Raw genomic sequence first — 13,941 nt, forward strand, 5'->3', positions numbered from 1 at the left:
CCTTCTCGATCCGGCGCCATCGCCTGCGCGCGACGGCTCGTATCGTCGTGCGGCGCAAGCCGCGCCGCCGGCCCGATGTTCAGTTCACCCGTGCGTCGATCAGCCGGACTAGCGCGAGCAGCGTCTCGGTATGCGGCACCGCGACGCCCGCGTCGCGCGCGGCCGCGACGACCTTGCCGTTGATCGCGTCGATTTCCGTGCGGCGGCCCGCGAGCACGTCCTGCAGCATCGACGGGCGATGGCCGCGATGCTCGCTGATCGCGTGTTCGACGTTGCGCGCGATGCGTTCACCGTCGACGGCGATTCCGTTCGCGAGGGCGACGGCGGCCGTCTCGGCTGCGATCGCGAGCGCGAGCCGCGGCCCGTCGTGATGGTTGCCGAGCTGGTCGACCGTGCAACCGGTCACCGCGCACAGCGTGTTGAGCGCAGCGTTGAACGCGACCTTCTCCCAGATCGCGGCCCACACGTCGGCGTCGAGCGTGCATGCGAGCCCCGCGCGCGACAGCGCATCGGCCACGGCCGTCGCGAACGGGTGTGCGTGGCCGTCGGCCGTCATCATGCGGATCGCGCCCGCGCCGTGCGAGCGAACGTGCGCGGGCCCCGCGGCATCGGCCGGCCACGTCGTCACGCCGACCAGGATTCGATCGAGCGGCACGAACGCATTCAGCGTCTCGACGTTGCCGAGCCCGTTCTGCAATGTCAGCACGTGCGTATGCGACGTCAGCAGCGCGCGCACGCCGTCGAGCGCCGCGCGCGTATGCAGCGATTTCGTGAAAACGATCAGCAGGTCGAACGATGCATCGGGCGATGCGGCCGCGTCCGCATTCGCGGCTTCCGGCCGCACGGCCTGCAATGCGCGGATGCGGCGTTCGCCGCGATCGTCGTCGATGCGCAGCCCGTCGCGACGGATCGCATCGAGATGCGCGTCGTTCACGTCGATCAGCGTGACGGCCTCGCCGCTTTCGGCCAGTAGACCGCCGAACAGCGAGCCCATCGCGCCCGCGCCCAGAATTGCGATTCTCATCGTCGGTGGCCTCGTCAGAACGGATAGTGGCGCGGCGCGGTCTGCACGGTGATCCAGCGCAGATCCGTGAACGCCGCGATGCCGGCCTTGCCGCCAAAATGGCCGAAGCCGCTGTCCTTCACGCCGCCGAACGGCATCTGCGCCTCGTCGTGCACGGTCGGGCCGTTCACGTGGCAGATGCCCGATTCGATGCGTGCCGCGACGCGCAGCGCACGCGCGACGTCGCGGCTGAACACGGCCGACGACAGCCCGAACGCGTTGTCGTTCGCGCAGCGGATTGCCGCAGCCTCGCCGTCGACGCGCACGATGCCCTTCACGGGGCCGAACGATTCTTCCGCATAGATGCGCATCGCCGGCGTCACGCGATCGAGCAGCGTCGCCGGGAACAGCGTGCTGTCGGCCTTGCCGCCGCACAGCAGTGTCGCGCCGAGCGCGAGTGCATCGTCGATCAGCGCGTTGCAGCGCTCGACGGCCTTCATGTCGATCAGCGAGCCGAGCACGACGGGGCCGTTGCGCGGGTCGCCGAGCGGCAGCGACGCGGCCTTGTCGGCAAGCTTCGCAACGAACGCATCGGCGATCGACGCGTCGACGACGATCCGCTCGGTCGACATGCAGATCTGCCCGGAATTCGCGAACGCGCCGAACGCGGCGGCCGCGACCGCCGCGTCGAGATCGGCATCGTCGAGCACGACGAACGGCGCCTTGCCGCCAAGCTCCAGCACCGACGGCTTCAGGTGGCGCGCGCATGCTTCGGCGACGATCCTGCCGACGCGCGTCGAGCCGGTGAAATTCACGCGGCGCACGGCCGGATGCGCGATCAATGCGTCGACGACGGCGCCCGCATCGTCGGGCGCATTCGTCACGAAGTTGACGACGCCCGGCGGCAATCCAGCCTCCTGCAGCGCCTCGACGATCAGCCCGTGCGTGACGGGACACAGCTCCGAGCCCTTCAGCACGACCGTGTTGCCGCACGCGAGCGGCAGCGCGAGCGCGCGCGTCGCGAGGATCACCGGCGCGTTCCACGGCGCGATGCCGAGCACCACGCCGGCCGGTTGCCGCACGCCCATCGCGAGCGACCCGGGCACGTCGGACGGAATCAGTTCGCCGCCGACCTGTGTGGTCAGCGATGCGGCCTCGACTAGCCCGCTCGCGGCAAGGTGCACGTTGAAGCAGGCCCACAGCGCGGATGCGCCCGTCTCGGCCGCCATCGCGGCGACGAACTGTTCATGCTTCGCTTCGAGCGCGGCGGCCGCCTTCAGCAGCAGCGCGCGGCGCGCGCCGGGGCCGCGCGCGGCCCATTCGGGAAAGGCGCGCGCGGCCGCGTCGGCCGCCGCACGCGCATCGTCGACGGTGCACGCGGGCGCCTCGGACGCGATTTCGCCGTCGAGCGGGTTGCGGCGCACGAAGGTCGCGCCGCTGGATGAGTGGCGGCGTTCGCCGCCGATCAGCATCGATACGGTTTGCATGGAGTCTCCGGAAAGACGCGCGTCGCGCGTCAGGCAATCTCGACTTCGACGACGACCGGCGTCGCGGCATGCAGCGCGTCGGTCAGCGTGTCGCGCAGGCGCGCCGCATCGGCGACGCGCACGCCGCGGCAGCCCATCCCTTCGGCGAGCGCGACGAAATCCAGGTCGGGCAGATCGGTGCCCTGCACGGGATCGCCGGGGCCAAAGCCGAATACCGGCGCGAAATCCTGCAGCGCCGCGTAGCGCCGGTTGTTCAGGATCACGAACGTAATCGGCAATTTCAGCTGCGCGGCGCTCCACAGTGCCTGGATCGAATACAGGCTCGACCCGTCGCCGATCAGCCCGATCACGCGCCGGCCCGGCTGCGCGAGCGCGACGCCGACGGCCGCCGGCATCCCGTAGCCGAGCCCGCCGCTGTCCATCGTGTAGAACGTGCCGCTGCGCGTGAACGGCAGGTGTTCCTGCATCACGGGCCGCGCGCTCGGCGCTTCCTCGACGACGATGTCCTGTGCGTCGCGCACGTCGGCGAGCGTCTGCAGCGCGAACGCGGCCGACATGCGCTCGCCGGCGGCCGGTGCGTCGACGCGTGCGCGCGGCGGGCGCGGCGCGGGCATCGGCCGCTCGGGCGGCGCCGGCCGTGCCAGCAGGTCGCGCGCCGCGAGCCGCAGGTTGCCGACGACCGCGTCGCCCGACGGCGTCCACGCGGCAACGCCCGGATCGTCGACGAGCTGCACGAGCGCCGCACCCGTCGGCACGTGCGGGCCGAAGCCCTCGATGTGATAGGTGAACGCGGGCGCGCCGAACGCGAACACGAGATCGTGCCCGTCGAGCCGCGCGACGATCTTCTCGCGGATCGCGGGCAGGAAGCCGGCGAACAGCGGATGATCCTCGGGGAAGCTGCAGCGCCCCGACATCGGCGCGACGTACACGCGCGCACGGTGCCGCTCGGCCAGCCGCACGACGTCGTCCCACGCACCGGCACGATCGACGGCCGCGCCGACCACGAACGCGGGGCGCCGCGCGGCGTCGAGCGCGTCGCCGAGCCGCGCGAGCGCGTCGGGATCGGGCCGCACGACGCTGCTCACGTCGCGCCGCGGCAGCAGCTCGGCCGGCTGGTCCCAGTCGTCGACCGGGATCGACACGAACACGGGCCCGCGCGGCTCCTGCATCGCGATGCGGTAAGCACGCGCGATCGCGGCCGGCACGTCCTGCGCACGCGCGGGCTCGATGCTCCATTTCACGTACGGCTTCGGCAGCTCGGCGGCCTGCGTCGCGCCGAGGAACGGATCGAACGGCAAGATCGCGCGCGCCTGCTGGCCCGCGGTGACGACCATGGGCGTACGGTTCCTGAACGCGGTAAAGAGATTGCCCATCGCGTTGCCGACACCCGCCGCCGAATGCAGGTTGACGACCGCCGCATTGCCGGTGGCCTGCGCATGGCCATCGGCCATCCCGACCACGACGGCCTCGTGCAAGCCGAGCACGTAGCGGAAATCGGCCGGGAAGTCGCGGAACATCGGCAGTTCGGTCGAACCGGGATTGCCGAACACGCGGTCGATGCCGAACTGGCGAAGCAGGTCGATAACCGCATCGCGAACGGTGATCGATGCGGCGGATGGGGGCAAATGGCCGGACATGCTCGGCGCTCCTCGATGGCTTGGCGGTTTCCACAGTATCGAAGCGCAAGCCATTCTCGGATACTGTATTTTTTGCGATAAGCCATTACATTCCGGCATGACTTTCGATCTCCGACAATTGCGCGCCTTCACGACGATCGTCGCCTGCGGCAGCCTCGGCCGCGCGGCCGATGCGCTGCATGTCACGCAGCCGGCGCTGAGCCGGATCCTGAAGCGGCTCGAGGACCAGGTCGGCGCGCCGTTGTTCGAGCGCCATTCGAAGGGCGTGCAGCTCACCGCGTTCGGCGACGCGCTGCTGCCGCATGCGACGCTGCTGCAGCACGAGGCCGAGCATGCTCGCGAGGAACTCGACGCGATGCGCGGGTTCGCGAAGGGCACGATCAAGGTCGGCACGGTGGGCAGCATCGCGAGCCTCGTGCTGCCGGTCGCGGTCGGCCGCGTGCTCGACCGCTGGCCGAACCTGCGCGTCGAGATTCTCGAAGGCGTGTGGGACCGCCTCGCCGACGGATTGAACAAGCACGAGATCGATCTCGCGCTGTCCGCGCACGGGCCCGACACCGACGAGATCGTCGCGATTCCGGAGTGCCGCTGGGAAGATCGCAGCCATATCGTTGCGGCGCCGCACCATCCGCTGCGCGCGCTCGGCCGCGCGCCGACGCTCGTCGACACGCTGCACGCGCGCTGGGCGATTCCGCCGCGCGGCACCGCACCGTTCGACCACATGCGCGCGACCTTCGACGCACACGGGCTCGCGCTGCCCGACATCGCGGTCGAAACGCGCTCGGTCACGACGCTGAAGAGCCTCGTCGCGCATGCCGGTTTCCTGAGCTGGATGGCCGAGCCGATGTACGGCGCCGAGCAGGCGGCCGGCACGATCGACACGCTGCCGGTGCAGGAGGTCGTCGCAGTACGCACGCTCACCGCGTTCCGGCGTCGCCACGGGATCCTGCCGGGTCCGGCCGGCAAGCTGCTCGACGAACTCGTCGCGCTCACGCGCGAAGGGCGCTGACACCCGTTCCCTACCGGCCGCCTGTTCGCGCCCCTTCGCCTCCGTTCCCGCGCCACCCGCGCGCCGCCGCAGCGCACCATCGAAATGCCGTCTCCCCGCCTTGACTTTCGCTCGCCCGAATACGATCATTCGCTCACATGAAGAGCAAATGATCTAGTCGACAGGAAAGACTGGCACGAACAGGAGACACCGGATGAGCGAATCGCCCACCGCCCGCGCGCCCGTGCTGCTGCACATCGGCGCGGGCTCGTTTCACCGCGCGCACCAGGCGTGGTATCTGCATCGCGTGAACGCGGCCGTGCCGGCCGACGAACGCTGGTCGCTGACCGTCGGCAACATCCGCGACGACATGCGCGCGACGATGGACGCGCTCGCCGCGCAGCACGGCGAATACACGCTCGAAACCGTCACGCCGCAAGGCGAGCGCGCGTACGAGACGATCCGCGCGATCACGCGCGTGCTGCCCTGGTCGATCGACCTCGCCGCGCTGATCGACGCCGGCGCCGATCCGGCCTGCCGGATCGTGTCGTTCACCGTCACCGAAGGCGGCTACTACCTCGACGAACACAACCGGCTCGACGTCGCGAACGCCGATCTCGCGGCCGACCTGCAGGGCGCGCGCACGACGCTGTACGGCGCGCTCGCGGCGCTGCTCGCCGAACGCATGCAGCGCGGCGCGGGCCCGCTCACGCTGCAGAGCTGCGACAACCTGCGCAACAACGGCGCGCGCTTTCGCGCGGGCATGCGCGAATTCCTCGAACGGCGCGGGGCAGCCGACCTGCTCGCGTGGTTCGATGCGAACGTCGCCACGCCGAGCGCGATGGTCGACCGCATCACGCCGCGCCCGACCGCCGACGTGCGCGAACGCGTGCTGGCGGCCACCGGCATCGACGACGCATGCCCGGTGATGGGCGAATCGTTCATCCAGTGGGTGATCGAAGACCGCTTCGCGGCCGGCCGGCCGCGCTGGGAGCTGGCCGGCGCGGAACTCGTCGACGACGTGCACCCGTACGAGGAAGCGAAGATCCGCATCCTCAACGCGACGCACAGCTGCATCGCGTGGGCCGGCACGCTCGCGGGCTACACGTATATCCACGAAGGCACGCACGACGCGGCGATCCGCCGCTTCGCGCACGACTACGTGACGCAGGACGTGATCCCGTGCCTCACGCCGAGCCCGCTCGATCTCGCGCGCTATCGCGACGTCGTGCTCGAGCGCTTCGGCAACCCGTACGTGCTCGACACGAACCAGCGCGTCGCGGCCGACGGCTTCTCGAAGATCCCCGGCTTCATCGCGCCGACACTCGTCGAATCGTTCGCGCGCGGCGCGGCGCCGGTCGCCACCGCCGTGCTGCCCGCGCTGTTCCTGCGCTTTCTCGAACGCTGGGCGCGCGGCACGCTGCCGTACGCGTACCAGGACGGCGTGATGGACGAAAGCGCCGCACGGGCGATCGTCGACGCCGACGACCCGGCCGTCGCGCTGTGCGCGAGCCGCCCGCTGTGGGGCTCGCTCGCGGGCAACGCCGCGCTGTTCGAGGCGCTGCGCGCCGCGCTCGCCCGCGTCGACGCATGGCTCGCGCAGCGCTGACGCGCGCCAGCCGGCGCCCGGCCGCGCGGCCGGGCAAACCCGCTTGGCACATGCCGTGCGGCACGGCTAAAGTAGCGGCTCCTCTCTGACGGAACGGATCGCTCATGTATCTCGGCATCGACCTCGGCACCTCGGAAGTGAAGGTGCTGCTGCTCGCCCCGGACGGTGCGGTCGTCGGCACCGCCGGCTCGCCGTTCACCGTGTCGCGGCCGCATCCGCGCTGGGCCGAACAGCATCCGGACGACTGGTGGCAAGGCACGCTCGCCGCGCTCGCGGCGCTGCGCGAACGGCATCCGCACGCGTTCGCGCAGGTGCGCGGCATCGGCCTGTCGGGCCAGATGCACGGCGCCGTGCTGCTCGGCCGCGACGACCGCGTGCTGCGCCCCGCGATCCTGTGGAACGACATGCGCAGCGCCGACGAATGCGCGCTGCTCACCGAACGCGCGCCCGATCTCCACGCCCTCGCCGGCAATCTCGCGATGCCGGGTTTCACCGCGCCGAAACTGCTGTGGGTCGCGAAGCACGAACCCGACGTGTTCGCGGCGACCGCATGCGTGCTGATGCCGAAGGACTACCTGCGGTTCCGGCTGACCGGCGCGAAGGTGTCCGACCCGTCGGACGCGGCCGGCACGCTGTGGCTCGACGTCGCGCGCCGCGACTGGTCCGACGCGCTGCTCGCCGCGTGCGGGATGACGCGCGACCAGATGCCGCGCATCGTCGAGGGCAATGCGCCGTCCGGCACGCTGCGCGCCGATGTCGCGCGCGAGCTCGGGCTGTCGGAGGCCGTCGTGGTGGCGGGCGGCGGCGGCGACAATGCGACGAGCGCACTCGGCATCGGCGCGATCCACGCGGGCGACGGCTTCGTGTCGCTCGGCACGTCGGGCGTGCTGAGCGTGGTCGGCGACCGCTTCATGCCGAATCCCGCGTCGGCCGTGCATGCGTTCTGCCATGCGATTCCCGATCGCTGGCAATTGATGAGCGTCGTGCTGTCGGCCGCGAGCTGCCTGCGCTGGGTCTGCAAGCTGACGGGCACCGACGAGCCCGCGCTGCTCGCCGAAGTCGAGGCGCTCGACGCCGACGCGCTTGCGACGGCGCCGCTGTTCCTGCCCTACCTGTCCGGCGAACGCACGCCGCACAACGATCCGTATGCGCAGGGCGTGTTTTTCGGGATGACGCACGCGACCGAACGCGCGCATCTCGGCTACGCAGTGCTCGAAGGCGTGACGCTCGGCCTCGCCGACGGCCTCGACGCGCTGCATGCGGCCGGCGTCGAAACCGACCAGCTGTCGCTGATCGGCGGCGGCGCGCGCAGCGCGTTCTGGGCGCAACTGATCGCCGATGCGCTGAACGTGCGCACGCGCCAGATCGGCGGCGGCGAAACGGGCGCCGCGCTCGGCGCGGCTCGGCTCGGCTGGCTGGCCGTCGGCGGCGATCCGCAGACGGTGCTGACCAAGCCGCCGGTGCGCGCCGAGTACGCGCCGGACGCGGCCCGCCATGCGTTGCTGCGCGAACGCCTCGACGCGTTCCGCGCGCTGTACCGCCACGTGCGACCGCTGTACGAACCGTCGCGCACGCGGCTCGCGTAAGCGCCGCCGCGACGGCGCGCACCGGCCGTCGGCCGCGCGCAACACATGCGGTACAGTGGATGCCGTCGCGCGGCCCACCGGCCGGCCCGCGGGGCGGCCCCCAGATCCGAACCGAATCGCTATCGTGTCCAAGTCCTCAGAAAAACTCGATCTCGCCACGCGTGCCGCGTGGCTCTATTACGTCGCGGGCGACACGCAGAACGAAATCGCCGAAAAGCTGCAGGTGTCGCGCCCGGTCGCGCAGCGCCTCGTCGCGTTCGCGGTCGAGAAGAACCTGATCCGCGTGCGCGTCGACCACCAGCTCGCCGACTGCCTCGATCTCGGCGCGCAGTTGTCGAAACGCTACGGCCTCGCGATGTGCGAAGTCGTACCCGTCGATGCCGATGCGCCCGACGCGATCGACCGCAAGCTCGCGGTCGCCGGCGCGCAGGTGATGGAGCGCTACCTGGGCGAGACGCGGCCGATGGTGATCGCCGTCAGCAGCGGCCGGACGCTGAAGGCCGCCGTCGCGCAGATCGCGCAGATCGACCGACCGCAGCACCGGCTCGTATCGATGGTCGGCGCGATCGCGGCCGACGGTTCGTCGAACCGCTACGACGTCGCGCAGTACATCTCGGAGAAAACCGGCGGCAAGCACTTCCTGCTGCCCGCGCCGCTGTTCGCCGACAGCGCCGCGGAACGCGCGCAGTGGTGCAACCACCGGCTGTACCGGATCGTCGAGGCGCTGTCGGGCAAGGCCGACGTCGCGTTCATCGGGATCGGCAACACCGGCCCGCACTGCCCGCTCTACGACGACGGCTTCATCACCGAACAGGAGCTCGACGAGATGACCGCGCTCGGCGCGGTGGCCGAACTGCTCGGCATGCCGATCGACGCGCACGGCAGGCTGATCGACGTGTCGACCAGCGCGCGCGTGACGAGCGTGTCGCTCGCCACGCCGCCGAAGCGCCCGACGATCGCGTTCGCGGGCGGCCCGAAGAAACGCGACGCGGTGATCGCCGCGCTGCGCGGCGGCTGGCTGTCGGGGCTCGTCACCGACGAAACCTGCGCGCGCGCCGCGCTCGACGCGAAGGCGGACTGACGCCGCAGCCGGACGCTCAGGCCGCGCGCGGCGCCGGAAATGCATGCCGGCGCGCGCGCCACGCGCCGATCCACGCGGCCGCCAGCAGCGCGACGAGCACCCACGGAATCGCACCGGCGCCGGTTGCGCCGAGCAGCATCCCGCCCGCGATGCCGCCGCCGGCGATCGCGAGATTCCACACCGTCACGAGCATCGACTGCGCGACGTCGGCCGACTCCCCCGCCGCGTTCGCGGCAGCCGTCTGGAACAGCGTCGGCGCGCCGCCGAACGCGAGCCCCCACAGCGCCACGCCGGCATAGACGATCGCCATCCCCGATCCGGCGCCGAGCATCGCCGCCGCGAGCGCGAACAGCGCGATACTGGCAAGCGTAAGACGCCGTTGCGCGGCACCGATCCACGCGCCCGTCAGCGCGATGCCGACCAGCGACGCGATGCCGAACACCAACAGCACCACATCGACCTGCGCACCCATCCGCACGCCCGCGAGAAACGGCGCGACGTACGTGTACAGCATGTTGTGCGCGAGCACGTACGCGAACATCACGGTCAGCACCGGCCGCATGCCGGGCAGCGTCATCACGCCGAGCACCGGTTCGCGCGCGCCGGCCTGCTGCCCCGGGTAATCGGGCACGCGCCAGCGGATCCAGCCGATCAGCGCGAGCGCCGCGAGCGTGATCGACGCGAACGCGACACGCCAGCCGAGCGCTGCGCCCAGCGCGGTGCCGGCCGGAATGCCGATCGACATCGCGACCGGCGCGCCGAGCATCGCGACCGCAATCGCGCGGCCGCGCAGCGACGCGTCGACCATCCGGCTCGCATAGCCGGCCAGCAGCGCCCACAGCAACCCGGCCGACATGCCCGCGACGAAGCGCGCGGCAAGCGTAAGCGCGTAGTACGGCGATGCGGCGGTCAGCGCATTCGACACGACGAAGCCGGCCAGCGCCGCAAGCAGCAGGCTGCGCCGGCGCATCGCGCGCGTCGCGGCGACGAGCGGAATCGCCGCAACGATCGAGCCGAGCGCATACACGGTCACGAGCTGGCCGATCAGCGCGTCGGGCACGCGCAGGTCGGCGCTCATCAGCGGCAACAGGCCGGCCGGCAATGCCTCGGTGAGGATCGTGATGAAGGCGGCCGTCGCGAGCGCCAGCAGGTTCGCGATCGGCAGGCGAGCGCGTGCCTGCGCGGGCCCGACGGAAACCTCATCGTCAATCTCAATCGTCGTGCAGTCGCTCATGCCCGGCTCCCGGTATCGATGCCGTAGACCGCATCGCGCACGTCGGTCACGATGCGCCCGTGCATGCCCTCGTACAGCGTGTTGGTCAGCGCGACGACCGTCAGCCCGGCCGCGCGGTCGACGAACCACGCATGCCCGTACGCGCCGCCCCAGCGCCACGTGCCGACCGACTCCGGCGACTGCGCGGCCGCCGGATCGCGCAGCACCGAAAAGCCGAGCCCGAAACCGAAACCCGGCGCATCCGGCAGTTCGTGCGCGCCCGGCTGGATGCGCGCCATCTCGTCGATCCATGCGCGCTCGAGCCAGCCGTCGCGGCCGGTGCGCAGCGCGTCGAGCAGCGTCACGCAATCGCGCGCGGTGCCGACCATCCCAGCGCCGCCCGACGGCCACGCGTCGCGATCGAACACGCGCGCCGGCTCGAAGCGGATGCCGATCGTGCCGTCGTACACCGGCACGAGATCGGTGTCCGCCATCCGGCGCGGCGCGCCCGGCGTGCTCACGTAAGGCGTCGCGACGCGCGCGGCGTCGTGCGCGACGAACGCGGTGTCGGTCATCCCGAGCGGCTCCGTGACGAGCGCGGCCACCGCCTCGGCGAGCGGCCGGCCGTCGACCGCCTCGATCAGCGCGCCAACCACGTCGGTCGCCAGCGAATAGCCCCACGACGTGCCGGGCGCGAACTGCAGCGGCACGCCGGCGATGCGCCGCACGTTCTCCGCGAGCGAAATGCCCGAACGATCCATCCCGTCGGACACGCCTGCGCGCGCATACGGGCCGTCGCCGTCGGCTTCGAGGAAGCGGTAGCCGAGGCCGGCCGTATGCGACAGCAGATGACGCAACGTAATCGCGGCGGGTGCGCCGTCGGGCAGCGCCGGGTGGAATTCGGGCAACCAGCGCGAGACGGGTTCGTCGAGCGCGATGCGCCCCGCCGCGACCAGCCGCATCGCGGCGGCCGTCACGACCGGCTTCGTGACCGACGCGAGCCGGAACAGCACGTCTTCCCGCATCGGCGTACCGGCTTCGCGATCGGTGAGCCCGACGGCGCGCGCATGGCGCAGCTCGCCGTCGCGCGCGACCAGCACGACCGCGCCGACGATGCGCTCGTCGGCAAGCGCGCGATCGAGCGCGTCGTCGAGCCGGCGGCGCAGCGCGGCGTTCGGTTCGGCACGGGAAACGGTGACAGGCAGGGATGACATGGCGTGACCTCTCGACAGTGAACGAACGTTCATCGTAGGGAGCCGACGCAAGAAGAAAAACCGGGTTAGAGTTCCGGACAATCCGGACGCTGGCGTCCGCAATCGGGAACTTGCATGGAAAATCTCGGCGGTTTCGTCGTGTTCGTTCAGGTCGCGGAAACGCGCAGTTTCGTCGCGGCCGGCCGCGCGCTCGGGCTGTCGGCGTCGGCGATCGGCAAGCGCATCGCGCGGCTCGAGGCGCGCCTGAACGTGCGGCTGTTTCACCGCAGCACGCGCAGCATCACGCTGACGGCCGAAGGCACGCGGTTTCTCGAACGGTGCCGGCGCGTGATCGCCGAGATAGAAGCTGCCGAACAGGAACTGACGCACAGCGCCGAAGCACCGCGCGGACGCCTGCGCGTGAGCCTGCCGACGATCGGCACGCTGCTGCTGCCGGTGCTCGCCGATTTCATGGCCGAGTACCCGGAGATCGAACTCGATATCGATTTCAGCGACCGGCTCGTCGACGTCGTCGAGGAAGGGTTCGACGCGGTGCTGCGCACTGGCCGGCCGTCGGATTCACGGCTGTCGTCGCGGCTGCTCCGCCATTTCCGCCAGCACCTCGTCGCGTCGCCCGACTACCTCGCCCGGCACGGCACGCCGCGCACACCGGTCGATCTCGCGCTGCACCGCTGCCTGCACTACCGCTTTCCGAGCAGCGGCAAGCTCGAAACCTGGCCGCTGCGCGTGCCGCGCTCTGGCACGCCGCCCGAAGTGCCCGTCTCGATGGTCAGCAACAGCGCGGAAGCGCGCCTGCGCTTCACGCTGCGCGGGCTCGGCATCGCGTGTCTGCCCGAGTTCTTCGTGCGCGACGCGCTCGACGACGGCACGCTGTGCGCGGTGCTCGACGAACACGTCGCGAGTTGCACGCCGATCTACGTGCTGTGGCCGTCGGGCCGCCATCCGACGCCGAAGCTGCGCGCGTTCGTCGACTTCATGGCCGCAAACCTGCGCTTCTGACCGATCGCGGCCGTCACGCGGCCTTCGCATGCACGCCGAGCCGGCGAAACGCCTGCCCGTGCTCGTCGAACAGATGACAGTGCTCGGCCTGCGCGTGCACGTGCAGCACCTCGCCGGTGCGATACGTGTCGAGCGGCGGAATCCGCGCGATCAGCCCGTCCGGCGCGACCGCCGACTCCGCGTACAGATACGCGGCATCGCCGAGCGACTCGACGGCCATCGTGCGCGCGGCGACGCCCGCAGCCGCCGTGCCCACCAGCAGATGCTCGGGCCGCACGCCGACCGTCACCGCGGCGCCACGCTGCAGCCCGGCCGCTTCGACCGCGACGTACTGCGTCTCGCCGCTGTCGAAGCGCACGAGCACACCGCCCGCGTCGACCGATTCGACCGCACCCTTCAGGAAGTTCATCTTCGGCGAGCCGATGAAGCCCGCGACGAACTGGTTCGCCGGCGCGTGATACAGCGCGTTCGGCGTGCCGACCTGCTGCACCGCGCCGCCCGACAGCACGACGATCTTGTCGGCGAGCGTCATCGCCTCGACCTGGTCGTGCGTCACGTAGATCATCGTCGTCTTCAGTTCGTCGTGCAGCCGCGCGAACTCCAGCCGCATCTTCACGCGCAGCGCAGCGTCGAGGTTCGACAGCGGCTCGTCGAACAGGAACACCTTCGGCTTGCGCGTAATCGCGCGGCCGATCGCGACGCGCTGCCGCTGGCCGCCCGACAGCTGCTTCGGCTTGCGATCGAGCAGATGATCGATGTGCAGGATCTTCGCGGCCTGCTTCACGGCCTGGTCGATCTCCGGCTTCTTCGCGCCCGCGAGCTTGAGGCCGAACGCCATGTTGTCGTACAGCGTCATGTGCGGGTACAGCGCATACGACTGGAACACCATCGCGATGCCGCGCTTCGCGCTCGGCACGTCGTTGACCTTCGCGCCGTCGATCAGCAGGTCGCCGCTCGAAATATCCTCGAGGCCCGCGATCATCCGCATCAGCGTGGATTTGCCGCAGCCGCTCGGGCCGACGAACACGACAAATTCGCCGTCGGCGATGTCGAGGTTCACGTTGCGCAGCACTTCGGTTTCGTCGTAGCGCTTCGCGATATTGCGCAGGAGCACGCTTGCCATG

11 protein-coding genes are annotated in these 13,941 nt (G+C 70.8%); 5 read left to right on the plus strand and 6 right to left on the minus strand.

The features are described from left to right. Window positions 1-79: 79 nt before the first annotated feature. From BT264_RS25290 to mdlC, 3 genes are read right to left on the minus strand one after another with little or no spacing between them, the layout of a single operon-like run. Window positions 80-1,024, minus strand: coding sequence for a ketopantoate reductase family protein (locus tag BT264_RS25290; RefSeq protein WP_072442833.1), 945 nt, complete (start codon window positions 1,022-1,024; stop codon window positions 80-82). Between the two features lie 14 nt (window positions 1,025-1,038). Beyond that, window positions 1,039-2,490 (minus strand): aldehyde dehydrogenase, encoded by a 1,452-nt coding sequence (locus BT264_RS25295; protein WP_072442832.1) that lies wholly within the window; start codon window positions 2,488-2,490, stop codon window positions 1,039-1,041. Window positions 2,491-2,519: 29 nt separating this feature from the next. Next, entirely contained in the window at window positions 2,520-4,127 is a 1,608-nt protein-coding gene (mdlC, locus tag BT264_RS25300; RefSeq protein WP_072442830.1) for a benzoylformate decarboxylase, read from the minus strand. A gap of 97 nt (window positions 4,128-4,224) precedes the next feature. Here mdlC and BT264_RS25305 point away from each other — a divergent pair, with 97 nt between their 5' ends. From BT264_RS25305 to BT264_RS25320, 4 genes are all read left to right on the plus strand, one after another. Next, window positions 4,225-5,136 carry a LysR family transcriptional regulator gene (locus tag BT264_RS25305; RefSeq protein ID WP_072442828.1) on the plus strand — a complete coding sequence of 304 codons (912 nt, stop codon included), beginning with the start codon at window positions 4,225-4,227 and terminating at the stop codon, window positions 5,134-5,136. Between the two features lie 193 nt (window positions 5,137-5,329). After that, window positions 5,330-6,724, plus strand: coding sequence for a D-arabinitol 4-dehydrogenase (dalD, locus tag BT264_RS25310; RefSeq protein ID WP_072442826.1), 1,395 nt, complete (start codon window positions 5,330-5,332; stop codon window positions 6,722-6,724). Between the two features lie 104 nt (window positions 6,725-6,828). Further along, the gene (xylB, locus tag BT264_RS25315) at window positions 6,829-8,310 is read left to right on the plus strand and encodes a xylulokinase (RefSeq protein ID WP_072442824.1); all 1,482 of its coding nucleotides are present in this window, start codon (window positions 6,829-6,831) and stop codon (window positions 8,308-8,310) included. Between the two features lie 124 nt (window positions 8,311-8,434). After that, on the plus strand, window positions 8,435-9,391 hold the full coding sequence (locus tag BT264_RS25320) for a sugar-binding transcriptional regulator (RefSeq protein WP_072442822.1): 957 nt from the start codon (window positions 8,435-8,437) through the stop codon (window positions 9,389-9,391). A gap of 16 nt (window positions 9,392-9,407) precedes the next feature. On the opposite strand, the gene BT264_RS25325 is transcribed toward BT264_RS25320, so the two are convergent. Both BT264_RS25325 and BT264_RS25330 read right to left on the minus strand, forming a co-directional pair. Continuing rightward, the gene (locus BT264_RS25325) at window positions 9,408-10,625 is read right to left on the minus strand and encodes an MFS transporter (RefSeq protein ID WP_072442821.1); all 1,218 of its coding nucleotides are present in this window, start codon (window positions 10,623-10,625) and stop codon (window positions 9,408-9,410) included. After that, window positions 10,622-11,818 (minus strand): serine hydrolase domain-containing protein, encoded by a 1,197-nt coding sequence (locus BT264_RS25330; RefSeq protein WP_072442819.1) that lies wholly within the window; start codon window positions 11,816-11,818, stop codon window positions 10,622-10,624. The genes BT264_RS25325 and BT264_RS25330 overlap by 4 nt, the downstream gene beginning before the upstream one ends. Before the next feature lie 114 nt (window positions 11,819-11,932). Here BT264_RS25330 and BT264_RS25335 point away from each other — a divergent pair, with 114 nt between their 5' ends. Further along, window positions 11,933-12,817 (plus strand): LysR family transcriptional regulator, encoded by an 885-nt coding sequence (locus BT264_RS25335; RefSeq protein WP_072442817.1) that lies wholly within the window; start codon window positions 11,933-11,935, stop codon window positions 12,815-12,817. Between the two features lie 13 nt (window positions 12,818-12,830). Here BT264_RS25335 and BT264_RS25340 read toward each other — a convergent pair whose 3' ends face one another. Next, window positions 12,831-13,940, minus strand: a complete 1,110-nt coding sequence (locus BT264_RS25340; protein ID WP_072442815.1) for an ABC transporter ATP-binding protein — start codon at window positions 13,938-13,940, stop codon at window positions 12,831-12,833. Window position 13,941: the final 1 nt, after the last annotated feature.

The organism is Burkholderia sp. NFPP32 (assembly GCF_900119325.1).
In the GTDB taxonomy this organism is placed as follows: Bacteria; Pseudomonadota; Gammaproteobacteria; order Burkholderiales; family Burkholderiaceae; genus Burkholderia; species Burkholderia pyrrocinia_C.

Bases quoted from the DNA above. Each gene is read 5' to 3' on its own strand.
- BT264_RS25325 (WP_072442821.1), bottom strand. From the start codon at position 10,625: ATGAGCGACTGCACGACGATTGAGATTGACGATGAGGTTTCCGTCGGG.
- BT264_RS25340 (WP_072442815.1), bottom strand. From the start codon at position 13,940: ATGGCAAGCGTGCTCCTGCGCAATATCGCGAAGCGCTACGACGAAACC.
- BT264_RS25295 (WP_072442832.1), bottom strand. From the start codon at position 2,490: ATGCAAACCGTATCGATGCTGATCGGCGGCGAACGCCGCCACTCATCC.
- mdlC (WP_072442830.1), bottom strand. From the start codon at position 4,127: ATGTCCGGCCATTTGCCCCCATCCGCCGCATCGATCACCGTTCGCGAT.
- xylB (WP_072442824.1), top strand. From the start codon at position 6,829: ATGTATCTCGGCATCGACCTCGGCACCTCGGAAGTGAAGGTGCTGCTG.
- BT264_RS25335 (WP_072442817.1), top strand. From the start codon at position 11,933: ATGGAAAATCTCGGCGGTTTCGTCGTGTTCGTTCAGGTCGCGGAAACG.
- dalD (WP_072442826.1), top strand. From the start codon at position 5,330: ATGAGCGAATCGCCCACCGCCCGCGCGCCCGTGCTGCTGCACATCGGC.
- BT264_RS25305 (WP_072442828.1), top strand. From the start codon at position 4,225: ATGACTTTCGATCTCCGACAATTGCGCGCCTTCACGACGATCGTCGCC.
- BT264_RS25330 (WP_072442819.1), bottom strand. From the start codon at position 11,818: ATGTCATCCCTGCCTGTCACCGTTTCCCGTGCCGAACCGAACGCCGCG.
- BT264_RS25290 (WP_072442833.1), bottom strand. From the start codon at position 1,024: ATGAGAATCGCAATTCTGGGCGCGGGCGCGATGGGCTCGCTGTTCGGC.